The sequence below is a fragment of the Acinetobacter sp. 826659 genome, assembly GCF_000588515.1.
Lineage (GTDB): Bacteria > Pseudomonadota > Gammaproteobacteria > Pseudomonadales > Moraxellaceae > Acinetobacter > Acinetobacter pittii.
In genome coordinates this window covers 571,669-596,825 of record NZ_JFYD01000001.1, presented here as the reverse complement: position 1 = coordinate 596,825, position 25,157 = coordinate 571,669, and the positions used below count along the sequence as shown (strand labels likewise).

At 38.2% G+C, this 25,157-nt stretch carries 25 protein-coding genes and 1 tRNA gene; 9 read left to right on the top strand and 17 right to left on the bottom strand.

What is annotated here, in order from left to right; translation table 11 throughout:
* Positions 1-194: 194 nt before the first annotated feature.
* Positions 195-1,208, bottom strand: coding sequence for a lipoyl synthase (gene lipA, locus J663_RS02865; protein ID WP_002118167.1), 1,014 nt, complete (start codon positions 1,206-1,208; stop codon positions 195-197).
* 196 nt (positions 1,209-1,404) lie between these two features.
* Here lipA and sthA point away from each other — a divergent pair, with 196 nt between their 5' ends.
* A complete protein-coding gene (gene sthA, locus J663_RS02860; protein WP_002118117.1) occupies positions 1,405-2,817 on the top strand; it encodes a Si-specific NAD(P)(+) transhydrogenase in 1,413 nt (470 codons plus the stop codon).
* Between the two features lie 243 nt (positions 2,818-3,060).
* Here sthA and J663_RS02850 read toward each other — a convergent pair whose 3' ends face one another.
* The 4 genes from J663_RS02850 to map all read right to left on the bottom strand — a co-directional run bounded on the left by J663_RS02850 (position 3,061) and on the right by map (position 8,346).
* Positions 3,061-4,275 (bottom strand): MFS transporter, encoded by a 1,215-nt coding sequence (locus tag J663_RS02850; protein WP_033847665.1) that lies wholly within the window; start codon positions 4,273-4,275, stop codon positions 3,061-3,063.
* A gap of 170 nt (positions 4,276-4,445) precedes the next feature.
* Positions 4,446-5,792 (bottom strand): MFS transporter, encoded by a 1,347-nt coding sequence (locus tag J663_RS02845; RefSeq protein WP_033847664.1) that lies wholly within the window; start codon positions 5,790-5,792, stop codon positions 4,446-4,448.
* Between the two features lie 404 nt (positions 5,793-6,196).
* Positions 6,197-7,315 carry an OmpW/AlkL family protein gene (locus tag J663_RS02840; RefSeq protein ID WP_033847662.1) on the bottom strand — a complete coding sequence of 373 codons (1,119 nt, stop codon included), beginning with the start codon at positions 7,313-7,315 and terminating at the stop codon, positions 6,197-6,199.
* A 203-nt stretch (positions 7,316-7,518) separates the two neighbouring features.
* A complete protein-coding gene (map, locus tag J663_RS02835; protein ID WP_002118165.1) occupies positions 7,519-8,346 on the bottom strand; it encodes a type I methionyl aminopeptidase in 828 nt (275 codons plus the stop codon).
* Between the two features lie 210 nt (positions 8,347-8,556).
* On the opposite strand from map, the gene rpsB reads away from it, so the two are divergent.
* The 6 genes from rpsB to J663_RS02805 all read left to right on the top strand — a co-directional run bounded on the left by rpsB (position 8,557) and on the right by J663_RS02805 (position 12,927).
* Positions 8,557-9,309: a 30S ribosomal protein S2 gene (gene rpsB, locus J663_RS02830; RefSeq protein WP_002118204.1), complete on the top strand. Its 753-nt coding sequence runs from the start codon at positions 8,557-8,559 to the stop codon at positions 9,307-9,309.
* 137 nt (positions 9,310-9,446) lie between these two features.
* On the top strand, positions 9,447-10,322 hold the full coding sequence (gene tsf, locus J663_RS02825; RefSeq protein WP_002118238.1) for a translation elongation factor Ts: 876 nt from the start codon (positions 9,447-9,449) through the stop codon (positions 10,320-10,322).
* 65 nt (positions 10,323-10,387) lie between these two features.
* Complete coding sequence (locus J663_RS02820; RefSeq protein ID WP_033847658.1) at positions 10,388-10,873, top strand: DUF3465 domain-containing protein; 486 nt, start codon at positions 10,388-10,390, stop codon at positions 10,871-10,873.
* A 105-nt stretch (positions 10,874-10,978) separates the two neighbouring features.
* Complete coding sequence (locus J663_RS02815) at positions 10,979-11,803, top strand: helix-turn-helix transcriptional regulator (protein WP_033847657.1); 825 nt, start codon at positions 10,979-10,981, stop codon at positions 11,801-11,803.
* Positions 11,804-11,891: 88 nt separating this feature from the next.
* Positions 11,892-12,608, top strand: coding sequence for an AzlC family ABC transporter permease (locus J663_RS02810; RefSeq protein WP_017480735.1), 717 nt, complete (start codon positions 11,892-11,894; stop codon positions 12,606-12,608).
* A 1-nt stretch (position 12,609) separates the two neighbouring features.
* Positions 12,610-12,927 (top strand): AzlD domain-containing protein, encoded by a 318-nt coding sequence (locus tag J663_RS02805; protein WP_017386543.1) that lies wholly within the window; start codon positions 12,610-12,612, stop codon positions 12,925-12,927.
* 43 nt (positions 12,928-12,970) lie between these two features.
* On the opposite strand, the gene J663_RS02800 is transcribed toward J663_RS02805, so the two are convergent.
* The 11 genes from J663_RS02800 to J663_RS02750 all read right to left on the bottom strand — a co-directional run bounded on the left by J663_RS02800 (position 12,971) and on the right by J663_RS02750 (position 22,127).
* Positions 12,971-13,420, bottom strand: coding sequence for a DUF962 domain-containing protein (locus tag J663_RS02800; protein ID WP_002118194.1), 450 nt, complete (start codon positions 13,418-13,420; stop codon positions 12,971-12,973).
* Between the two features lie 572 nt (positions 13,421-13,992).
* Positions 13,993-14,604, bottom strand: a complete 612-nt coding sequence (locus J663_RS02795) for a septal ring lytic transglycosylase RlpA family protein (protein ID WP_002118141.1) — start codon at positions 14,602-14,604, stop codon at positions 13,993-13,995.
* A gap of 289 nt (positions 14,605-14,893) precedes the next feature.
* The gene (gene mltB, locus J663_RS02790; protein ID WP_005068218.1) at positions 14,894-15,895 is read right to left on the bottom strand and encodes a lytic murein transglycosylase B; all 1,002 of its coding nucleotides are present in this window, start codon (positions 15,893-15,895) and stop codon (positions 14,894-14,896) included.
* Positions 15,896-15,914: 19 nt separating this feature from the next.
* Positions 15,915-17,057 (bottom strand): rod shape-determining protein RodA, encoded by a 1,143-nt coding sequence (gene rodA / locus J663_RS02785; RefSeq protein WP_005068220.1) that lies wholly within the window; start codon positions 17,055-17,057, stop codon positions 15,915-15,917.
* Positions 17,058-17,183: 126 nt separating this feature from the next.
* Entirely contained in the window at positions 17,184-17,834 is a 651-nt protein-coding gene (locus tag J663_RS02780; protein WP_033847654.1) for a hypothetical protein, read from the bottom strand.
* A 23-nt stretch (positions 17,835-17,857) separates the two neighbouring features.
* The gene (gene queF, locus J663_RS02775; RefSeq protein ID WP_033847652.1) at positions 17,858-18,670 is read right to left on the bottom strand and encodes an NADPH-dependent 7-cyano-7-deazaguanine reductase QueF; all 813 of its coding nucleotides are present in this window, start codon (positions 18,668-18,670) and stop codon (positions 17,858-17,860) included.
* Positions 18,667-19,440, bottom strand: a complete 774-nt coding sequence (locus J663_RS02770) for an ABC transporter permease (protein ID WP_031948927.1) — start codon at positions 19,438-19,440, stop codon at positions 18,667-18,669. The genes queF and J663_RS02770 overlap by 4 nt, the downstream gene beginning before the upstream one ends.
* Complete coding sequence (locus J663_RS02765) at positions 19,437-20,372, bottom strand: ABC transporter ATP-binding protein (protein WP_002118101.1); 936 nt, start codon at positions 20,370-20,372, stop codon at positions 19,437-19,439. Before J663_RS02765 ends, J663_RS02770 begins: the two co-directional genes overlap by 4 nt.
* A 117-nt stretch (positions 20,373-20,489) precedes the next feature.
* A tRNA-Arg gene (locus J663_RS02760) sits at positions 20,490-20,566 on the bottom strand.
* 103 nt (positions 20,567-20,669) lie between these two features.
* Positions 20,670-21,299: a hypothetical protein gene (locus J663_RS02755; protein WP_081404566.1), complete on the bottom strand. Its 630-nt coding sequence runs from the start codon at positions 21,297-21,299 to the stop codon at positions 20,670-20,672.
* 141 nt (positions 21,300-21,440) lie between these two features.
* Positions 21,441-22,127 carry a putative quorum-sensing-regulated virulence factor gene (locus J663_RS02750; RefSeq protein WP_002118253.1) on the bottom strand — a complete coding sequence of 229 codons (687 nt, stop codon included), beginning with the start codon at positions 22,125-22,127 and terminating at the stop codon, positions 21,441-21,443.
* A 248-nt stretch (positions 22,128-22,375) separates the two neighbouring features.
* Here J663_RS02750 and J663_RS02745 point away from each other — a divergent pair, with 248 nt between their 5' ends.
* Positions 22,376-23,605, top strand: a complete 1,230-nt coding sequence (locus tag J663_RS02745) for an alpha/beta fold hydrolase (RefSeq protein ID WP_033847646.1) — start codon at positions 22,376-22,378, stop codon at positions 23,603-23,605.
* A 23-nt stretch (positions 23,606-23,628) separates the two neighbouring features.
* Here the strand turns inward: J663_RS02745 and J663_RS18720 are convergent, their stop codons facing one another.
* Positions 23,629-23,790 (bottom strand): hypothetical protein, encoded by a 162-nt coding sequence (locus J663_RS18720; RefSeq protein WP_002118133.1) that lies wholly within the window; start codon positions 23,788-23,790, stop codon positions 23,629-23,631.
* A 60-nt stretch (positions 23,791-23,850) separates the two neighbouring features.
* On the opposite strand from J663_RS18720, the gene glyA reads away from it, so the two are divergent.
* Positions 23,851-25,104, top strand: coding sequence for a serine hydroxymethyltransferase (glyA, locus tag J663_RS02740; protein ID WP_014207236.1), 1,254 nt, complete (start codon positions 23,851-23,853; stop codon positions 25,102-25,104).
* Positions 25,105-25,157 lie beyond the last annotated feature (53 nt).

The window sequence follows — 25,157 nt, the reverse complement described above, 5'->3', positions numbered from 1 at the left end:
GCTGTTTAAATTTAATTTTTTATGTCGCAATTGATGTATATGCTAGAGCAGGGATATATCGTACTTTTAGGTATAAGATATTTTTAAGTGAAAGTGTAATGGGTTGTTTTATCGATTTGTCAAGAAATGTTATTGATTTTCTTATACAAATAAAAAGCCCTCTGAAGTAGAGGGCTTTTATAGATATTTAATTTTTAAGCTTCGACAACTTGAACAGCGATTTTTTTAGCTGGATCTACTTTGCGACGAACTTCCGGTACTGGTTCACCGTGGTATTGACGATCAGCAAAGTAACTTGAACGAACCATTGGTGCAGACCAAATATTTCTAAAACCAAGTTTACGGCCATGCTCTGCATAACGTTCAAACTCTTCTGGCGTTACAAAGCGGTCAATTGGCGCGTGTTGTTTAGAAGGTTGTAAGTATTGACCAATAGTCACATAGTCAACATCATGAGCACGCAAGTCATCAAGCAAAGCAATAACTTCTTCTTCAGTTTCACCGATACCCACCATCAAACCACATTTTGTTGGGATATCAGGGCAATATTCTTTAAACATTTTTAATAAGTTTAAAGAATGTTGATAGTCTGAACCTGGGCGCATTGCTTTATATAGACGTGGCACAGTCTCGATGTTGTGGTTAAATACGTCTGGCGGACATTCAGTCATAATGCGTAAAGCAATATCCATACGTCCGCGGAAATCTGGTACTAAAATCTCAAGCAATGTATTTGGGCTTAGTGCACGAGCTTCTTTGATACAGTCCACAAAGTGTTGTGCACCACCGTCAAGTAAGTCATCACGGTCAACCGAAGTAATTACTGCATATTTGAGCTTAAGATTAGCAATTGTCTCTGCCATGTGACGAGGTTCATCTGCATCGAGTGCATTTGGACGACCATGTGCTACATCACAGAAAGGGCAACGACGTGTACAAATATCACCCATGATCATGAATGTTGCTGTACCACCACCAAAACATTCTGGTAGGTTTGGACAAGCAGCTTCTTCACAAACGGTATGGAGTTTTTGAGCACGTAAAGTGGTTTTAATACGCTGAACTTCTTCTGGTGCCGTCATCTTGACACGAATCCAGTCAGGTTTACGCGGCACTTCAACCGTAGGTACAACTTTTACAGGAATTCTTGCGACTTTTTCTGCGCCACGAAGTTTTACACCCTGTTCAGGTTTACGGTGTTCTGACATATTTAACTTTTCCACTCGTTTATAGAGACATTGACATTGTATTATAGCGAACTTCTGCAGTTAATAGCGGAAAATAACTATTCATATAATAAATGTGGTTATTCAGAAATATAGGGTTGAGAAATACATAAATTCACCGCATATTAGCCATAATTTATTATAAAATATGGTCATTCAAGTGAGGAAGGAGCTTTCAATGCCACGTAAAAAAGAGGTCGTTAGTGGGAATTTCGTTAAATACGATGCGGTAGTTCTCGGTTCTGGACCTGCAGGTGAAGGCGCGGCAATGAAGCTTGCAAAAGCGGGTAAGCGTGTTGCAATTGTAGATGTGCGTGATCAACTGGGTGGTAACTGTGCACACGTAGGTACCATTCCAAGTAAAGCATTACGTCAAACAGTTTCTAGTATTATTCGCTATCAGCGCGATCCAATGTTTCAAAAAGTAGGTGAATGGAAACAGTTCACCATGAAACAGGTTTTGCGTAATGCACACAAAGTAATTCAACAACAGGTTGATACGCATACACGTTTTTACGATCGCAATAAAATCGGTGTATTCCACGGCCGTGCATATATTCAAGATAAAAATACAGTTTTAGTTTTTAGCCATGAAGGCATTAAAGAAACAATTATCTGTAAGCAAATCGTGATTGCTACAGGTAGTCGTCCTTATCATCCGCAAGGTTTAGACTTTGATCATCCTCGCGTATTCGATTCGGACAAAATCCTTGATCTTGATTATTCAATTCAAAAAATCATTATTTACGGCGCGGGTGTTATTGGCTGTGAATATGCCTCAATCTTTATTGGTTTAGATCATAAAGTTGACTTGATTAATACTCAGCAAAAACTATTAAGTTATCTAGATGATGAAATTGCTGATGCTTTGTCTTATCACTTACGTGAACAAGGTGTATTGATTCGTCACAATGAGCAAATGGATCATCTTGAAACGTTTGATGACCATGTTGTACTACATTTACAAAGTGGTAAAAAGATTAAAGCCGATGCGATTCTTTGGTGTAACGGCCGTTCAGGTAACACAGAAGGCTTAGGTCTTGAGAATGTTGGGTTAGTACCAAATAACCGTGGTCAACTTTCAGTAAATGATCAATATCAAACTGAAGTTGAAAATATTTATGCTGCTGGTGACGTGATTGGTTGGCCATCACTTGCTTCTGCTGCTTATGACCAAGGGCGCTGTGCTGGCGCAAACATGAGTGGTGAAGATGCGAAGCCAGTACGTGATATCCCGACTGGTATTTATACTATTCCGGAAATCTCATCAATTGGTAAAAATGAACAGGAACTAACGGAAGAGAAAATTCCGTATGAAGTAGGTCAAGCTTCTTTCCGTCATTTGGCTCGTGCGCAAATTACTGGTGATACAGTGGGCGAGTTAAAAATTCTTTTCCACCGCGACACTATGGAAATTTTAGGTATTCACTGTTTTGGTAATAACGCTGCCGAAATTATCCACATTGGGCAAGCAGTTATGCACAGCCCAAACAATACTCTGAAATATTTTGTTGAAACAACGTTTAACTATCCAACAATGGCAGAAGCATATCGTGTAGCTGCGCTTAATGGTATGAATCGTTTGTTTTGATTTTAAATAAGTTTTCCATAAAAAAGCCCGCAAACTTGCGGGCTTTTTTATTTTCATTAGACCATAGTTTTTTTATATTTTTATGACAATTTGCAGTATGCGTCTGGCTGTCTATATCTCTAGTGGGCACAAAATGCTTGATTGAAATATACAAATAAATCAGGAGTTTGTTTCCATAAAATGATTGAACAGGCCAGCAGAGTAATCACGAGCAAAGTCATAATTGTTTTCAAAAGTAAGGCATTATGCGTCATGAATAACAGCCTCCTCATTTACAAAGAAATGTACGATTACCCCTAATATACTCAAAGCTATTGAACATAGCCAAATCGCATTGTAATTACCTGTTAAGTCATGGTTAACACCGCCAAGCCAACCGCCAAAGAAAGAACCGACTTGATGGGTGAAAAACACAATCCCACTTAACATTGAAAGGTATTTAACACCGAACATATTCGCTACAATGCCGTTGGTAAGTGGAACTGTAGAGAGCCATAAAAGTCCCATAATGACGCCAAAAGCATATACCGTATAAGTGCTTAGAGGTAATAGTAAAAAGGCGATGATTGCGATGCCACGGCTACCGTAAAGTGCCATTAATAATTTAGGTTTTGAGAATCGATCTCCCAGCCAACCCGCTCCATAAGTTCCCACAATATTAAATAGTCCTACTAGTGCCAGAAACACAGTTCCTGTAGCTGCATCAAAGCCGTGATCGATTAAATAGCCCGGCAGATGAACACCTAAAAAGACCACCTGAAATCCGCAGACTAAAAATCCTAAAGCTAACCACCAGAATGGCTTATGTTTTCTAGCAATATTCAGTACTTGTTTAAATGTGAGCTGTGGTTGAGCAATTGCTTTTGGTGTTTGATTACTTGGCCCTTTTAACATCCATGCAAGAGGAATAATAAGGGCAATTAACAGTGCACTCACCATTAAAGCTGACGACCATCCTACCGTTTTAAGCAAGAGAAGGGTGGAAGGTAGCATAATAAACTGACCAAAAGAGCCTGCTGCACTGGCAATACCCATTGCCATACTTCTTTTTTCTGGAGAGGCAGCTCGGCCTACTGCACTCAGTAAAACAGTAAAAGAGGTTGCTGATAAAGCTAAACCAATAATAAGACCTAAGCTTAAATTCAAAATGAGTACACTCGAACTAAAAGCCATTAAAAGTAGGCCTAGGGTATAAAGTAAGCCACCAACAGCAACTACAACTTTACTGCCATATTTATCTGCAATTGCACCAGTAAAAGGCTGAACAGCTCCCCAGATCAGATTCTGCATGGCTATCGCAAGACTAAAAACATGCTGTCCCCAGCCAAATTCATGGCTCATGGGTACAAGGTAGAGACCGAAACCATGACGGACACCTAATGAAAGGGCTAGAATAATTGCACTGCCAATCAGCATATAGATGAGGGACTGAGAAAATTGGTTGCCAGTTTTAGTCATGATTAATGGAAAATTATAATAATGATGATTTATTGTAGAAGATATATCGAAAAATATCGATATAGTTGGAGGGAATATTTAAGAAGAATTAAAAAGTTCTTAAGGATCGTATTTTATGACAAGAAAATTAAAGAAGCAGACATCATTTTGATCTCTGCTTCTTGTAGAAATTATGCTGCGGAATTACGTTCAAGTAATGCTTGTTCAAAAAGGACTTGTTCTTTTTCTTTATGTTCAGTCGTGAAGCGAATTAGAATTACGCTACAGCCTGCGATCATAACCAAACCACCTAAAATAAATAGACAAGTTTGAACATCTAGCAAACCTTTTAATAAGAAGCCAGCTGCAACAGCACCCGCATTGCCACCTGCACCAATAATGCCTGCAACACCACCTAAAGCATTACGATCAATAAATGGTACGAGAGCATATGTTGCGCCACAAGCCATGTGAGTAAACAAGGCAAAAATGGTCATGGAAATAATTGCAAGAGCAACCACATTCATTTGAGAGAAAAGAATCAAGAATAAGCCTTCACCTAAAATCATGAGCACTAGTACTTTAGTGCGGCCATCTAAACCTTTTTTGAGTGCGACTTTATCGGAAATAATACCGCCAAGTGCACGAGCAAAGAGTGCAAGAAGACCAAATATCCCCGCGGTTAAACCAGCAGTTTTTAAATCCATTTTGAACTGATCAACATAGTACATTGCTGCAACGTTATGGATAAAAATTTCAATCCCGAAACATGCACCGTAAGCCACAAATAAAATCCAGACACGGTAGTTACGAGCAGCTTGCATCAAAATTGCCATGCCACCTTTTTTACCACTACCAACTTCAATACCTTGTGCGCGGACTTCTTTAAAGTTTCCTTGAGGACAGTCTTGGGTGAGTTTCCAATAAAGAATACCAACAATGACCATCATTACGCCTGGTACGATTAGTGCAACACGCCAGCCCATAGTTTGTTCGACACCAAACATGACAATTGCACCGAGTAATAAAGGCATTAGAGCTTGGGTTGCACCACCACCAGCATTACCCCAACCAGCCGCTGCCGCATTTGCTGTACCTACAACGTTAGGTGCAAACATAACGCTTGTATGATATTGCGTAATAACAAAGCTTGCGCCAATTGCACCAATCAGTAAGCGGAAGAATAAAAAAGACTCATAACTATTAGCAGCAGCAACGCCAAATACAGGAATACTGCCAAGCAAGAGAAGAGCTGTATAGGTAATCCTCGGTCCATATTTATCACAAAGCGGACCGACAGCGAGGCGTACTAAAATCGTAATTGCAACGGCGGCAATATTGATATTGGCAATTTGATCTTTGGTTAAGCCGAACTCACCTTTAATCACTGGCATTAATGGTGCGCAAGCAAACCATGCGAAGAAGCACACAAAGAATGCGAGCCATGTCATATGGAAAGCGCGCATTGCAGGAGTAGAAAAGCTAAATAATTTTATTTCAGTTGCTTTTTTTGCATCTAGATTGATATTTGAAGACATACGCCGTCCCTCTGAACTGAACGAAATTTTAATTTGCATGGCAATTTATTGCCTATCTGCAGACCGATCAGAGCGGACATCGTTGGCCGTCTTGGTTTATTCATTGAATCATCGTTGACTCATCTTGCTATGAATAAAGCAAAGCTTGTGCCAAAAAATTAATTTTACTAAAAAGGAAAAATTACTTTCTAATTCTATTGAGTTAGTTTATTAAAAATAAAATTAATTAAAAAATTGAAATAAATCAGTAAAGGCTCATAAGAGAGGAAGGCGGTAGATTTTTTCAATCGGCTTTATAAAAGTGCTCATTTTTTTAGCATTTTGATTTAAAAAGAAGCAAAATTTGGAAAAAAGAAAGCTATAAAAACGTGCATAAGTTTTTATAGCTTTGGGTGACACAAAAATTAGAAGCGGTAACCGACACCAACATATGTAATGAGTGGATCAATATCAATTTTGGTATTCGCTTTAATTAGCTCTTTACCTGTATTTTGGTCAGTCACATAGATTTTTGCTTCACTATTCATTTTGGAATATGAAACTGAACCAACAGCAAACCAGTTCGGGTTGAAGTCATAAGATGCACCTAAAGTCACAATAGGGGCAAAAGTATCGGTTGCTTCTAGTTTAACGATAGGATTTGCTGATGATGTTTTGCGATCTAATGCTGCACCAGCTTTACCATCATGGATATTCTGGATCATGTGACCCGCTTGAATTAAATCGGCCTCAATACCGGGATTCATTTTTAAATCATTAAAGTATGCATACATCACGCCAGCTCCGATATAAGGACGGAACTTATTTACCCCTGATTTACCAAATTGATAATGTAGTTCAACGGCTGGTAACCATGCACGAGCAGTCGCAGCCTTACCTCCCTGAGAAAGATCAGTAATATGCAGGTCTTGTTTTAAAGGAATATCTCCCCCCGCCTCGGAAATTCCATCTCCTATGATTCCTCCTATTAAAGATCCATCTTTTAGTGGAGTCGCTTTTCCAGAAAGGGGAGCGTAAATATTACCTTTTCCATTAATATCTACTTTAGGAGGAATACCACCTTTAATTTCTAAAGATAAATTGTCCGTAAAGTTGTAATTAAACATAAGACCAACAGTATCAACATCAGCAGCTTCTAAGCCAGAACCTTGTTGTTGCCATTGAGAGAGACCATTAACTTCTGCTGTACCTGCAAGTGATGAGGGAAGAGTGTCTGTAAACTTATCAAGAAGGCTAATAGTGCTATACCAGAATTTTCCTGAAGTTTTACTTTGGTCGATTGCACCTAAAACGGCTTTTGTAGATACATCTCCAACTTTAGATGTTGTACCTTCTGCAACGCTAGTATTGATATTGACAGGGTTTCCTGAGCCTTGAGGCATCGCATGTAACCAGCCAGCAGAGACAGAAAAACGTTTGAAGCCATCGCCATCTTTAAAACTAAAATATGGTGAAGCGGCATAAGTGAATGTTGGCAGAGCAAAAAAGGCAGCTGTCATACAAAATAATGACTTTTTCATCATAAAAGGACTCCATGTCCGACATTTGTTTACTGATTTTTATTGAGCCCACCATACCTTGTTTTATTGAATAGATTGTGTATTAAAAATTAATAATTGTAATTTTTTTGAAATATTTGTTTATATTTAGAAAGATTTATTAATAAAAAGTACATAATAAATAATAAAAGGCTACACAAAGTAGCCTTTTATTTAAGTTTTTTAAATTATTGGTTGAAGCGAGATAGGTCTTCTTCAGGACGAGCAGTTAAGACTTCAATGCCTGTTTGGGTAACTAAAATGGTATGTTCATATTGAGCTGAAAGTTTATGGTCTTTCGTTACGACAGTCCATTTGTCACCTAACAATTTAGTTTGCCATACGCCAGCATTTACCATAGGTTCAATCGTAAAAGTCATACCTGCTTCCAGACGCATACCTGTACCAGCTTGACCATAATGGAGTACTTGAGGTTCATCATGGAAAACAGTTCCAATACCGTGACCACAATATTCGCGTACTACACTAAAACGTTCTGATTCGACATACTTTTGGATTGCGTGGCCGATATCACCTAAATATGAACCATCTCTAACAGTTGCCATTCCACGATACATCGCTTCTTGAGCAACTTTGCATAGACGGTTGGCTAAAATAGAAGTTTCACCACCAACGACATACATCATGTTGGTATCGCCGTGATAACCATCTTTAATGACAGTGACATCAATATTAAGGATGTCACCATTTTTTAAAATTTTATTTTCAGAGGGAATACCATGACAGACAACATGGTTAACCGAAGTACAAATAGAGTGTTGAAAAGCAGGGCGCCCAGGAGCTCCACCATAGCCTACACATGCAGGAATAGCATGCTGCACATTTTCAATGTGATTACGACAAATGGTATCAAGTTCAAGTGTACTCACCCCTGCCTTAATATGGGGCTTGATCATCTCTAGAACTTCAGCCGCCAGTCGTCCTGCAATGCGCATTTTTTCAATTTCATCTGGAGTTTTGATTAATCGACGTGGAGCTGTATAAGTACTGTTCATGATCTCTAAAAACTTTTGGTAATTTACAAGTGTCTATGGTATAAATAGCCGCCCATTTTATCAAATGCTTTTCGTGAATATCTTTTACGAACAATTTTGATAGATGGAGTAAAAAATCCGCACATATATCGTCACATTACTCTGGGTGCCCGTAAAAAGGTGGAGAATGCGGATATATGGAGGCCTAACCCAACTTTTAAGGTAAAGAAAATGGCAGATTACAACGTAAGCATGCGCGACCTTCTTCAAGCAGGTGCGCACTTTGGTCACCAAACTCGTTTCTGGAACCCAAAAATGCGTCAATACATTTTTGGCGCGCGCAACAAAATTCACATCATCAACCTTGAGCACACTGTTCCTGCGTTAAATGATGCTTTGAACTTCGCTAACCAATTAGCAAGCAAAAAGAACAAAGTTTTGTTCGTTGGTACAAAACGTGCTGCTTCTAACATCATCCGTGAACAAGCTCAACGCGCTGGTCAACCATATGTAGATCACCGTTGGTTAGGTGGTATGTTGACGAACTGGAAAACACTTCGCCAATCTATCAACCGTTTAAAAGATCTTCAAACTCAATCTCAAGATGGTACTTTTGCTAAGCTTACTAAACGTGAAGCTTTAGAACGTGCTCGTGAGATGGAAAAACTTGAGCGCTCTTTAGGCGGCGTTAAAAACATGGGTGGTTTACCTGACGCATTATTTGTAATCGACGTTGATCACGAAGCGATTGCAATCAAAGAAGCGAAGAACTTAGGTATTCCTGTTATCGGTATCGTTGATACAAACTCTAACCCAGACAACGTTGATTACGTTATTCCTGGTAACGACGATGCGATCCGTGCAGTAACTCTATATGCTTCAGCTATGGCTGACGCAATTCTTGCTGGTAAAGAATACGCTCAATCTCAAGCGAACGCTCAAGCAAAAGGCGATGACGCTGCGAAAGACGCTTCTGAGGCTTAATGCGTTTTGACGCAGGCTTGTCATTTTTGCGACATGTAATGGTGGCAAATTAAGCGTCGAGAGTGCAAACGGCCCAGAGTTTCTTTGGGCCGTTTTTGTTGAAAAGATTTATTTTCTACCGATTTTAGGAGATCAACATGACTGCAATTACTGCAAGCATGGTAAAAGAATTACGTGACCGTACTGGTCTTGCAATGATGGAATGCAAAAAAGCATTAACAGAAGCGAACGGTGACATCGAGCTTGCTATTGATAACCTTCGTAAATCTGGTCAAGCTAAAGCTGCTAAAAAAGCTGGTAACATTGCTGCTGACGGTGCAATCACAATCGTTCAAGAAGGCAACAAAGCAATTTTAGTTGAAGTTAACTGTCAAACTGACTTCGTTGCTAAAGACGAAAACTTCTCTAACTTCTCTAAAGCTGTTGCTACTGCTGCTTTAGCTGCTGGTGAAACTGATGCTGCTAAAATCGCTGAATTAAAATTAGCAGACGGTCAATCAGTTGAAGAAGCTCGTATTGCACTTGTTCAAAAAATCGGTGAAAACATCCAAGTTCGTCGCGCGAAAATCGTTGAAGGCGAAAACTTGGCTATCTACAAACACGGTTTAAAAATCGGTGTTGTAGTTTCTTATACTGGTGATGCTGACACTGGTAAAGGTATTGCAATGCACGTTGCTGCATTCAACCCAGTAGCTGTAAATGCTGAAGCTGTTCCTGCTGACCTTATCGCTAAAGAAAAAGAAATTGCTGAAGCGAAAGCGTTAGAATCTGGTAAACCAGCTAACATCGTTGAGAAAATGGTAACTGGTTCAGTTGATAAATACTTGAACGAAGTTGCTCTTGATCGTCAAATGTATGTAATCGACAACGACAAGAAAGTTGCTGATGTATTAAAAGCAACTGGTACTACTGTTGCTGAATTCGTACGTTTCGAAGTTGGTGAAGGTATTGAGAAGAAAGCAGAACTTAGCTTCGCTGAAGAAGTTGCTGCTGCTCAAGCTGCTGCGAAGTAATTCGTATCACAATAAAAAAAGCCCCATTGGGGCTTTTTTTATCTCAGTTAAAATAAGGGTATACAATGACAAATAAAAAAAATCTCAGTATTGGTGGTGTCATTATTTTATTGATTGCTGCTTATTTTGGCCTGGATTTATCTGGGCATAAGCAAAGTCAATCACCATCATCAACTATACCCGCAACTCAGCGTAATGAAACTACACTTTCAAATAATGGGGTGGACACTGTAAAAGCTGCTTATGAGCAGAGACAAAGTAATGTTCAAGTGCAGGGAAGTGGTCGAGTCAAAGCAATTTTAAGAGATGATAATGATGGGTCAAGACACCAGAAATTCATTCTAGTATTAAAAAATGGTCTTTCAATTTTGGTTGCACATAATATCGATTTGGCACCTAAAATTTCTAATCTAAATAAAGGTGACATCGTTGAGTTTTATGGCGAATATGAATACAACCCAAAAGGTGGTGTACTACATTGGACTCATCACGATCCACAAGGTCGTCATGAAAGTGGTTGGCTTAAACATGACGGACAGATCTATCAATAAAGCTCACGTGTACGTTTAATCAGATTATTTTCATAGAGCAATTTTGTTCTATTCAGTTTATTAAAACATGCTATGGTTTTTTTATTGAATAGATGAGACGTATTTATGCAGCGGGAGCAAGCCGATTATCTGCATGTGCGAGAGTTGGGCGGTTTAGAGTTATTAAAAGCACATTATCACCAAACACAATTTTCAAAGCATACTCATGAAGGGTACTGTATTGGTGTGATTGAAGAGGGAGCACAGTCTTTTTTTAGGACGGGACAGCTACATGTAGCTCCTAAAGGCGATATTATTTTAGTCAATGCTGATGAGATTCATACTGGTTCATCGGCTGTTGAGTCAGGGTGGCGTTATCGAGCGATCTATCCAACACCTGAAATGTTAGCAGAAGTTAGCCAAGATTTTTTTGAAAATCCACATGGCGCACCATGGTTTCCTCAAGCCGTGATTCGCGACCTAGGTTTGGCTCAACAGCTTTGCTTACTTTTTGATTTATTAGAACAAAAAGATAATTTCCTGCTCAAAGAAACGATGTATTTAACAACTTTAGCTTGTCTTATGAAGAGACATGGTAAATCAAATCATACTTTTTGTGAGTTACCAGAAGCATATTCAAAAATATTAAGAGTTAAAGAATTACTTGTAGAAATCCCTGAAACAAACTTTTCTTTACAAGATTTGGCTGACATGGTCGGCTTGAGCGCTTGGCATTTCTTAAGGCAATTTAAAAAATATGTAGGTTTGCCACCTCATGCTTGGCTTGTACAAGCACGTTTACAAAAAGCAAGACAGTTATTAAAACAGGGGGACCAAATTGCCATGGTGGCACAACAATGTGGTTTTTCTGACCAAAGCCATTTTAACCGTCACTTTAAAAAAGCAATGGGCGTCACACCCACTCAATATGTAGCAAGTTTGAACATATAAATAAATTAGTTTTAAAGCAATTTTATCCAATATAAGTCGGCACTCATCAAGCATGGTATAGAGATGTTTCTTATATTGGATTTTATATATGAATATTCAGCTTAATCAGCCAGTTGGGTTTTCAAAAAATAAGCCATCCTATTTATTTTTACGTGGCGCAATGGATATTTTGCCCTTATCAATTTCTGTTATTCCGTGGGCAATCTTAGCGGGATCTATGGCAATTCATGCAGGATTATCTTTCTATAAAGCACTAGCAATGTCTGGGCTCGTCTTTGCTGGAGCTGCTCAGTTGGTTAGTTTAAGCATGGCTATGGAAGGTGCTTCTGTTTTTACAATTTATTTGACTATTTTCTTTTTAACGGCTCAGCATTTTATTTATGCATTAACTTTAAGAAATGACATTTCTATCTTGTCTCTACCTAAACGATTGAGTTTAGGTTTTTTATTAACAGATGAATTGTTTGCGGTGAGTGCTCCATTTGAAAAAAGAAGTTCGGAATATCTGTTGGGAGCTGGACTATGTTTTTATTTATTTTGGGTTGCTTTTAGTTTGGTGGGAATACTGCTGGCGACAGTGATACCTGATCTTTTAAATTACCATTTGGATTTTTCGATCGTTGCTATTTTTATTGCTATGATTGTGCCGTTATGTAAAGGATTTCCGGTCATAGCTGGGGTGCTAACAACTTGTTTAAGTGGGTTTTTATTTAAATTTTATCAAATTGAGGGTGCGATTTTACTTTCAGGATTGATGGGAATGTTGATTGCTGTTTTAACTGAAGAAATAGGTAAGGAGCAATAATATGTCTTGGTTTATGATTTTAGGCTTGGCAGCAATCGTCTTTTTTAATCGCTATTATTTTTTAGAACCTCACGTAAAAATTAAACTGCCGCTTATTCTGAATAAGATGCTTAACTATTCTGCACCTTGTTTGTTAACTGCAATTTGTATTCCAGTTATTTTTTTCGATGGTAATCATTTAAGAGGCGTGATAAATAATCCTTATATTTATGCAGCAATTTTTTGTATTGTGATTGCTATGTACCTAAAAAAAGTTCTTTTAAGTGTGATAGCAAGTTTAGGATTTTTTTATTTTATAAATTTTCTAATAAATTACTAACATGCAAAAGCTGAATCGAAAGGATTCAGCTTTAAATTCATCTTTAAGCAAGAGCTTGTTTTTGTCTGCTTTTCCATTTTGGTAAGATTTTTGAGAGATAAGCATCCATACACCAAACTGGCCCAATGAGTAAAAATTGTAAATCTTTAAAGAACGAGGGCTTTTTGCCTTCCACTTTATGTCCATAAAATTGTCCAACCCAAGCAATCACAAAAATAGCGATATAAAACCCGACTCCTACAGGTAGGGTATAAATGAGCCATGCCATAACAACAAGTAAAGCAGCCATTGCCACAGCAAGTACAAGATCTAAACGTGCATAAAATACTAAGGTCAACACAAGTAATAAAGCAGTAAGCAATGTGCTGAAATGTGCAATGATTCCAATAATAGAAAATAAAATGGCGGGAACGCAAAGCCAGTGAATTTGTTTATTGGTTGGATTTTGATGACTTTCGCTATATTCATCAAACCATTCAGTAATGGATTTCATTAGTAGCACACTCCTTGTTTTAACTTTGATTTATTTTTTGTGAGTATATTTTAGCCTGTTCTTGAGGATCTCGACAAGAAACTAACACTATTCAACTATAGGGAGCGTTGTATTAAAAAAACTAAGAAAGGGCAAATGAAAAAATAATGCGAGTGTAATTGACAAGGTGGACAATTCGACCACAAGAATGGGGCGATTTTTCATAATATTTTTTTGTGTTGCTAGATGATGAAATCATCTAAAAAAGCGTAATTTTGAGATTGATGGGAAAATTGTATGAAAAAGCTCTACTCATCTACTCTAAAAACGCCATAAATAGCCTTTATTTTGGAAAAATGGTACTAGGGTAGCGCAAATTTAAAAAAGACGCTCTAAACGCAAATTAGACGTAAAATTAACTGGTATTAAATAAACATAGTTTTTTGTTTAAAAAATATTCAAATTCAGAGCTGGATAAGGGTCAAAAAAAGAGGATTTTTTAACTTTACGTTAGGCATCATTTTAATAACTTAAAATATAAAAAAGCCGCAGAAAAAATTGCGGCTTTTTACATGAACTCGAGAGGCTATAACTTATGAAGTTGGGCCATCAACACGCTCAATATTTACTTTAGCTGTACCAGCATTGGTAATACCAAGACGTTTAGCTGCACCGTATGATAGGTCAAGTACACGGTTGCCATGGAAAGGACCACGGTCATTTACTTTTACAACCACACTTTTACCATTGTCTTTATTCGTTACTCGAATGTAACAGTTCAACGGTAGGCTACGGTGAGCAGCAGTTAAAGCATTCATGTCGAATGTTTCACCACTTGCAGTTTTACGACCATGGAATTGGCGGCCATACCAAGATGCCATACCAGTTTGGCTAAACTTACGAACAGTGTTTGAAGCTACTGTGTTAAGTTTTTCAATCACTGAAGGCTCATCTTCAGGGATTTCAATTTTTGCTGCGATAGCTTGACGACGGATTTGATCGCCAGAACGTTCAGTGATTGAAAGACTGTTAATGTTAGAAAAACGAGAATTAAAGTTTTGAGTATCTTTACTCAATACACGTGCTGCTAGATTAGGACCATCTACATCACTGTTTAATGATGATGACTGCACCATTTCAGCGTGCAGTGGGGCCATACTTAAACTAGCCGTCAGTGCAAGAACGTATTTCAGCGATAACTGCATTTGTATAAACTCCTGAGAACATGTACTTTTTTCTTTCAGCCATTGACTGAAATTTAAAGTGAACATGCCTTATTATTCACTTTTGCAATTGCTATATTGGGGTGGATAATATTCATCGGTTACGGAGAGTGTCTAGTCTTTAACGAGAAATCTTTACAAAAAGGGCAAAAACTTACAGTTTTAGTCTAAAAAATAATCAATAATGTAACAAGTTATTAAAAATGTATGTATTGTGATCTATTTAACAAAAATATTTATTGACTTTTACATAAAGTATAAAAAAGCTAGCCTATCGGCTAGCTACTTCGGTGCCTAATAACCATACAGCAGTAGCGTACATACGGCTCTTATTATAAGTCGTAATCACTTGAAAATTCGGGTAAGTTAAATAGTAAATTGGTCCATTATAGTCTTGTAATTGAATAACATTCACCATATCGAGATCATCAATTTTAACTAAAGGATTCAATGGAGAAATACCGAGTGTCTTTAATGCACCATATGGGAAAGGTTGCGTTAAATCTTTAGCAATAATACTTTCTGGATTTGACCCAGTGTAACGAGCCATAAACCCGATCGGTTGGTCGCGTTGCCAACCTTGTTTTGCTAAGTAGTTTGCAATTGATCCAATAGCATCTTCTGCTGAGTTTCTTAAGTCGATATGTCCATTGCCGTCATAATCCACACCATATTTACTAATATTGCTTGGCATAAATTGTGGATAGCCAATCGCACCTGCATAGGAACCTACAATACTATTTGTTGGATAGCCTTCTTTATAAGTCCAAGCAATAAGAGCAGCTAGCTCATCACCAAAATATTCAGCACGGCGAGGGTAGCCAAAAGCAAGCGTAGCTAAAGCATCACGTGTAATAAAAGAACCTTTATTTGCGCCATAACCTGTTTCAACGCCCAAAATACCTAAAATGACAGCTTGAGATACGCCATATTGTTGTTCTGCACGATTTAACGCATCTGCATATTGATTTTTAAAACGGACACCACGTTGAATTGTGCCTTCAACCAAGAACATAGAGCGATAATCATACCAAGGCTTACTTTCACCCGGACGAGTCATAATATTTAGAATGTTTGGTAAATTTTTTGCGCCACTCATGGCTGCATCGACTTGATCGCTACTTAAGCCATAAGCATTCATCGTTTTTTGTTTAAAATTCAAATAATCAGGATGTGTTGCAAAATCGTTGGCCTGAGCGAAATGACTTGTACTGATTAAGCCAGTACACAAAGCGAGCATTTTTAAAGTTTTATTTAAGTGTTGAGACAACATATCGTTTTAAAATTCCAGATTATCGATGTGTATGAATGGACATGACTAAACCAAAGGTGGCCATTAAAGTAATAATAGCTGTTCCGCCATAACTCATAAAAGGTAAAGGAACACCTACTACAGGTAAAATACCACTGACCATTCCCGCATTTACAAATACATAAACAAAAAAAGACAAACCAAAGGCGCCAGCAACTAAACGTCCATAGTTATGGAAGCTTTGTAAACCGATCTGGAATGTTCTAAAAATAATGGCAAAATAAAGAATTACTAAAATAAGTACACCGATGAGTCCAAATTCTTCGGAATATGCAGCAATAATAAAGTCAGTATGTCCTTCGGGTAAAAAGTGTAAATGTGATTGGGTACCTTCAAGGAAGCCTTTACCTGAAAAACCACCAGAACCAATTGCAGTTTTAGATTGAATAATATTCCAACCCGTACCGAGTGCGTCTGCCTCGGGGTCAAGTAAAGTTAAAACCCTTTGGCGTTGATAGTCGTGTAAAAGAAATTCCCACGCAATTGGAATTACAATTGCTGCACATGCGGCAGCTGCACCAATCATCCGCCATGATAGCCCACTTAAAAATAAGACAAATATACCGCTTGCTAATACTAAAAGTGATGTGCCTAAATCAGGTTGTTCTGCAATCAGTAAAAAGGGAATACCAATTAACATTAATGATAAAACAACTTGTGAAAAACTAGGGGGAAGAGGTTTTCGTGCTAAAAACCATGCAATCATCATCGGCATGCCGATTTTCATGAACTCACTGGGTTGGACACTTCCGAAACCTGGAATATCAATCCAGCGCTGAGCACCCATTCGGACTTCACCGAATACCATAACTGCCACAAGCGAAAATAGGCCAAACAAATAAAAGTAGGGGGAAAACGCTTGATAGACCTTAGGCGGAATTTGGGCTAGACCAAACATTACTAAAAAGCCAATACCAAAACTCATGGCTTGTTTACTGACCAGCCCTACATCCTGCGCCGAAGCACTATATAGTACAGTTAAACCTAATAGCGCATTTAACAGCAAAAATAGACATAACCACGGGTCAATGTGGAGTTGTTGCCATCTTGATGGTTGCATAGCGGTGCTAAGACCATCTCGAGGAGCTTGGCGTAAAAACTTATATTGTGGGCTAGGAGACATGCGGCGTTAACTAGGTCAATCAGTGCTTGGCGCATGCTAACATAAACCTGATTAATGGCAATGTATATCAATATTTTGCAATAAAAAAACCTAGCTCTCGCTAGGTTTCCGATAGGCTATTTTTTATTAGTTAAAGAATAGACTGTCATGATATTCAGCCATCGCTTTTAGCTCAGTGCGATTTAAGCTAGGGATTAATTTATCGATCGCAATATGAACTGCTTTTGTTACAGCTGCTGCGCCAATATCAGCTGCTTTACGCTTGATCATGCCAAGATCTAATGTCTTGTTAAAATCAGACATAAAGTGTCTAACCATAGCATCGCCAAACTGTTTATATAGTTCAGCTAACGCTGCTTTATTAATATCATTGCCTGCCTGAAGTTCTGCAAAATTATGCTTAAGGTTGGTCACTAGGCCAGCATCTAAAGTTACGCCTACTTTATATTGACCTTGTGGATCTTTAAATAAGCTTTTTTCAGAGAACTCTACTGACTGTTTAACAACATCGTTCGGTGCTTTGCTTAACAATTGTTTTAAAAGAACAGCAACTGTTGATTTGACATAGCCTGCAAGTTTTTCGGCAGTATCGCGCTTTTCACTTGCTGGGAAGTGCTGAACTAATTGAATTAAGACATTATCAATAATCTCTTCATTAAGTTGTAAAGCAATCTTATCGCGAAGTGGATATAAAGGTTCACTAGAATTTTTATTCGCAATTCCAGTTTGTATATCATTCAATAAGCCTTCAGAAGGGGTAAAACCAAAAAACGGCATGGTATATCCTCAAATTATTCGTTTTATTGTCGTGCCAATCGAATCGGTTTTGGCATCCATGAAAGATCCGATACTCGGCAAGGGTTAATATCAAGTCCGCCGCGACGAGTATAAGTTGCATAAACCATCAGCTTTTCAGGCTGCAAATTTTGCCAAATATCAGCAAAAATCTGCTCGACACACTGTTCGTGAAAGCCGTTATGCTGACGGTACGAGATAATATAAGCTAAAATACTACGATAACAAGGTTTTTTGCCCTTAAAACGGATAAAAACTGTACCCCAATCCGGTTGTCCTGTGACTGGGCAGTTACTTCTTAAAAGATGAGAATACAGTTCAATTTCGACTTCTTCGTCAGACGCATCTCGTTTCAAAAGAGTCGCATCTGGATGTTGCTCTAAACGCTCTGGATCTAGGTCATCAATACAAATGCCTTGAGGCTTAGAAATCTCTAAATCATCTACTTGAAATAACGTTAACTCAACTTTTGCCCCTGCCGCAGCAGATAGGTCTTTTTCAACCGTTTCAATAAACGTCTGTTTAGAATCAAACTGAGTGAAGTTAAGACTATTGAAGTAAAGTTTTAAAGACTTTGATTCAATCAAATTTGGTGAAGAGGCGGGCAGTGTAATTCTGCCAATAGCAACTTGCGGGATGGCATGAGCGTTTAACCATGAAATTTCAAAAACATGCCACCAATCTTTACCTTGTGTAATACCTTCAATATGCGAATAAGCCTCACGAGACTGAGCACGAGCAATTGGAAATAAAACATCAGGTTGATAGTTAGTTGGATATTGAGTTTCTTTACCCAATAAAGATTGTTCGACACTCATTCACGCATTCCTGAACCACGAGCAAGTAAATAGTAAGCAATTCCGTAAAGTACAGCACAGCATAATGTCACAATGATTAAAGAGAACGTAACGTTCACGTCACTATGACCTAAAATGCCGAAACGGAAAGCGTTAACCATATACACAATAGGATTAATTAAAGAAAGTTTTTGCCAAAAAGGGCCAAGTGCACTAATGGCATAGAACACACCACCTAAATAGGTTAAAGGTGTAAGGACAAAGGTTGGAATAATAGAAATATCATCAAATGATTTTGCATAAACTGCATTAATAAAACCACCTAATGAGAAAAGAACCGAGGTAATTAAGACTGTATATATAGTCACAAACCAGTTATGTATAAAAAGGTCTGTAAAGAACATGCTCATTGTCGTCACAATTGCCCCGACCAATACACCACGGCAAATACCACCAATGACATAGCCCCACAAAATAATATGGAGTGGTACGGGACTCATAATCAGTTCTTCAATACTTTTTTGGAATTTTACACTAAAGAAACTTGAAGATACGTTAGCATAACTGTTGGTAATAACTGCCATCATGATGAGGCCGGGTACAATAAACTGCATATAGCTCACACCGCCCATTTGTCCAATGCGCGAACCAACCAAATTACCAAAAATGACAAAGTACAAACTCATCGTAATCGCAGGTGGTAATAGGGTTTGTGGCCAAATACGTAGAAAACGGCGTACTTCTTTACGAACTAGAGTCCAGAGGGCAATTTGCAGTTGGTTAAAATTCATTTTGCCTCTCCTTCAAGATTTTTCTCGACCATTTTGACGAATAGCTCTTCTAGACGGTTCGATTTGTTACGCATACTACGAACACGAATGCCTTGTGACTCTAAAAGTTGGAATAAGTCATTTAATGTATGTGCCTTATCCATCGTCACTTCTAAAGTGCTGCTATCAATTAAGTTGAACTTCACACCAATAATATTTAACTGGAGTGGGGCAATCGGTTCTGCCAAATCGAAAATAAAAGATTCTTCACTCAACTGGTTTAAGAAACTTTTCATGCTGGTATCTTCTTTAATGACACCGCGGTCAATGATGGCAATTTGACGACATAGCATTTCTGCTTCTTCGAGATAATGTGTAGTCAAAATAATAGAAGTTCCGCTTTCGTTCATTTCGGTCAGAAAATCCCACATAGAACGGCGTAACTCAATATCTACACCTGCGGTAGGCTCATCTAAAATAAGAAGTTTAGGCTCATGCATCATGGCACGTGCAATCATGAGGCGGCGTTTCATACCACCAGATAACATGCGTGCTTGTATATTACGCTTTTCCCATAGGCCTAGTTTTTCTAAATAATGTTCAGCGCGTTTTTCTGCAATCTTTTTATGTATGCCGTAATAGCCAGCTTGGGTGACTAAAATATCGAATGCTTTTTCAAACTGACCAAAGTTAAATTCTTGAGGGACAACACCAAGTTGTTGTTTTGCCAAGGATGGATGAGTGTCGAGATTATGTCCAAAAATCTCAACTGTTCCTTCGGTTTTTTTCGTGAGGGAACTGATAATACCAATGGTTGTCGATTTGCCGGCACCATTTGGGCCTAACAACGCATAAAATTCACCTTCAGGCACAGTGAGGTTAATACCTTTTAACGCCTGAAAACCATTACGATATGTTTTGGACAAATCTCTTAAAACCAAAGCATCAGTCATGAAATTCTCACATTATGAAAGAGGGGTATATTTTGAGCGATAATGATTAATAAACCAAGTAAAATAGTCGGAATTTTATAAAATTGAGATAAGTTTATGAAGTTATTATATATAAACTGGTGCGCCCGGCGGGGATCGAACCCACGACCCCAGGCTTCGGAAACCTGTACTCTATCCAACTGAGCTACGAGCGCACATGTGTGGGCCACATCATAGGAAAAAAACACCAATAGGTAAAGCACGAAATAGGTAACAAGTGAGTTTAATGCTTAATTAAACAGCAGCTTGTTGCTTTTTTTAGATGCGTTGTTGAATAAGTTGAATTGAATAATTAATAGAATGAAGCGTATATGCTAGTTCATGAGGCGGAATACGCGACTCCTGTAAGCTGGTAATCCATTGCATTTGGCACATTTTAAGCTCTTGAAGCGTTTTTATTTGTTCTATTTTTTGAATAAGCGGTTTTGCCATAAGCCCACAATATTGACTCAAGCTTTGCTTCATCAAATGTTGTATTTCTTCAAAAGAGAGTGTTTGAAATGGAACTGGTGGCTGGGTAATTTCAGTATGTGAAAGTTGAAAAGATGATGATTGAGTAACCTGAATTTCACTAACTGTATCATCACTTTTATTATCATCTATAGTGCTTTTTTGATGAGCTTCTATTGTAGTTACAGGTGATTGTGGGAAAGATATTTGTTCATTTAATTCTGAAGAATTTTCGCTAGAAGAAGCAATAAGTTTTAAGTCGATGAGCTGTTGAATAAGCTCTGGAGATGCAATACGTTTTTTAAATTCACTATTTAAATTTTGAAAATCTTCGTGATCTATTAATAGTAGTAAACGTCTTTGTTTTGCATTTAAACTAATGTTACGTTGTTGAAGCGCGACTCTTCCCAAATTGGTTCGATAAAAACCAGCCATCATTTTTCCCCAAATAAAAAAATCAGACTGTTCAATTTTCTCAGTTGAACAGTACTGTTTTTAATAAAATATAAATGGGGTTAACCATAAAACTCAAAAATGACAATATGATGAAGAATTGATGAATATCATCTATTTAAGACTTTAAAATGCGCCTTCTAATGCTTTACGTAAATAGACATCCAGTTCATCTTGGCGTAATAACCATTGAATATAGTCTTTAGGAAGTTCAGCAATTGCTGTGCCTTTATGCTTACCAAAATTAATAGTCGTAGGGATACGTGCTTCTTCAGAAACTCGGTAAAGCTCTTCAATGTCTTGAATATTTAAATGATAGACAATATGCATCAAAATATTAGCAGTCAAAATAATATCCGCATCGGCTCGGTGGGCGCCTTTGAGCAATTCTCGAGCTTTACTGCTGCCTTGAGAAATCATATAGATGAGTGCAGAAATATTATGCGCTTCTGCATCAGGCCAAGTTTTGCGCGCTAAAGCTAGTGTACAAATCGGTTTGATATTCGATACATCCACACCACAACGAGCAATCGCGGCAATATCGTAATCAATATTGTGACCAATAATATAAGTTGTAGTCTCTGGCAATTTAAAAGTTTTATAGTGGGGCTGGTTTTCTAAATCTGACTCTAATATATGGTGTACTGCCATAGCCGCGTAAGAGATAGGTGTACCAACCTGATAAAGTTGATCAAACAATTTGCTTTTATCTAAGGTTAGCTTGCCTGCATTAATTTCAATTGGGGCATACGCAATTTCAATAGGCAAACCATTTAGTGTATGTGTTTCTGTATCTAAAATAATGGTTTGCATAACTGGCCCTTTAATCAATCACGAGTAATCAAGAATGTTAACAGTTGGCTACCCACTTTAAAACATGAAGTGAGGCCTGAGAGTAGCGAGAACGTTAATTTATATTAAAAATAGAGTTTTCTGAGATTAATTTCATCCAATAGAACTTGCGGAAAATAAAGATTAGGCGTAAATATTTTAAGACATTAGGAAATGTTGATTAAAAAACTAAAGCAAAACAAAAATGGAATTTAAGGGAAGATATAGCAATGAAAATGAACCTATTAATGACGAGCGTTCTTAGCACGAGTTTATTTTTAGTCGCTTGTGGAGGAGGGAGTAGTGATGATGGCTCCGCTCCTACTAATCCATCAGGGACACCAACCAATAATATTCAAAATCCTGTGGTTAAGGTCGAGGCTTACACAAGCACCAACTTAGGAACAGTTGCCGCAGAAAGTAGTATTTTGACTTATAAAATGTTAGGTCAAAGTGGCCAAGAGGTACAGGCAACCAGTTTGGTATTTACACCAAATAATCCACCGCCAGTAGGCGGTTGGCCAATTGTAGTCTGGGCGCATGGTACTACGGGTGTGGCAGATGCTTGCGCACCAAGTAAAGCAGCTTTAGCAGATAGTACAAAAGATTTAATTAGTAAATTACTAGCCGCAGGTTATGTTGTGGTGGCACCTGACTATGAGGGTTTAGGTACTCCAGGCATACATCCATTTTTAAATGTTAAAAGTGAGGCCTTTTCAATTACAGATGCAGTGGTTGCAACACGTAACTATTTATCACAACGTAATTTATTAACCTCAAAAAAATGGTTAACAGTAGGACATTCTCAGGGTGGGCATGCTGCATTAGGTGCTGCACAATATGCGAGCCGTGCACAACTAGACTATAAAGGTACAGTGGCGGTAGCACCTGCTTCTAATTTAGGAAGTATTCTTTTAAATGGAGAATTAAAAGCTGCAAGTGCATCAGTATATGAAAAAAAGGCAATCTATGCGCAGCTTGATGCATTTACAGCGCTTGTTGTAGCAGGAATTCGTAATACCCATCCAGACTTTAATTATCTTCAAGTATTTACTGAATCTACTGCAAGGATTGCACAAGGCGCTGAAGGTTTTTGTTATGAACCTTTACTCGGGGATTTTAGCGCTACTATGCAAGTTTATATTGCAACTCATGGGGAAACATTAGATGGTTATACGCGTACACAACCTAATTTTATGGCTGTGCCACTAGTTAAAACGTTTTTGGAAAAAGATTCTCAACCTTTACAGGCCAAAGTCACTACTCCAATCATCATTTATCAAGGGATAGCTGATCCTACAGTACCTAAATTGGCAACTGATCTATTGATATCTAATGCCACTACCTTAGGTACTAAAATTAATAGTTATGTGACTGGTAACTGGGATCATGGCACGGTGATGAGCAGTAATGTAGATAATATTGTTGGAAATGTTCAGTCTTTACTGGCAGCTCAATAGAGTTGTTGATATTTAAAGACTTTTTAATATTGTTGTAAGCTAAAATTAACGATGGATAAATTTAAAATATAAGCTTTAAACGAGCTTTTTATTTGATTTATAAACAATGGCTCATTTTTTATAAAACTTGAGCCATTTTTATTTAAAACTGAGCTAACTTCATTCTGTTTAATTATAAAGTTCATGCTACAATATGCCGCAATCTTAGCACGGCTTAAAAGCCCTAATTTATAGGACCCCCGCTAATGTTTGCCAATATTTCCATTTCTGAATTTGATCCAGAATTAGCTCAAGCAATTGCTTCTGAAGGTGAGCGTCAAGAAGCACATATCGAGTTAATTGCATCTGAAAACTATTGCTCTCCTGCTGTGATGGAAGCGCAAGGATCAAAACTTACGAACAAATATGCAGAAGGTTATCCAGGCAAACGCTATTATGGCGGTTGCGAGTATGTGGATATCATCGAGCAAATGGCGATTGATCGTGCTAAAGAACTTTTTGGTGCAGATTACGCAAACGTTCAACCACACGCTGGTTCACAAGCTAACTCTGCTGTTTATTTAGCGCTTCTTAACCCGGGCGATACAGTTTTAGGTATGAGCTTGGCTCACGGTGGTCACTTGACTCACGGTGCAAAAGTAAGCTTCTCTGGTAAAACTTATAATGCAGTTCAATACGGTCTAAACGCTGAAACTGGCGAGATCGATTACGAAGAAGTTGAACGTTTAGCGTTAGAGCACAAACCACGTATGATCGTTGCTGGTTTCTCTGCTTATAGCCGTGTTGTAGATTGGCAACGTTTCCGCGACATCGCGGACAAAGTTGGCGCTTACCTTTTTGTTGATATGGCTCACGTTGCAGGTCTTGTTGCTGCTGGTGTATATCCAAACCCAGTTCAAATTGCTGACGTAACAACGACGACGACTCACAAAACACTTCGTGGTCCACGTTCTGGTTTAATCCTTGCGAAAGCGAATGAAGAAATTGAGAAAAAACTTCAATCAGCTGTATTCCCTGGTAACCAAGGTGGTCCATTAATGCATGCGATTGCTGCTAAAGCAATCTGCTTCAAAGAAGCTATGTCTGATGACTTCAAAGCTTACCAACAACAAGTTGTGAAAAATGCTCAAGCTATGGCTGAAGTATTCATCGCTCGTGGTTATGATGTTGTTTCTGGCGGTACAGACAACCACTTGTTCTTGTTATCTTTAATCAAGCAAGATGTAACTGGTAAAGATGCAGATGCTTGGTTAGGTGCTGCTCACATTACTGTGAACAAAAACTCAGTTCCAAATGACCCACGTTCTCCATTTGTGACTTCTGGTATCCGTATCGGTACTCCAGCAGTAACAACTCGTGGTTTCGGTGAAGCTGAAGTTCGTGAACTTGCAGGTTGGATCGCTGACGTGATTGACAGCAAAGGTGACGAAAAAGTTATTGCTGAAGTAAAAGCGAAAGTTGAAGCTCTTTGTGCAAAATTCCCTGTATACGCACAATAAGTTGTAAATATAAAAAAAGCGCCATATGGCGCTTTTTTTATATCAAGTTAATT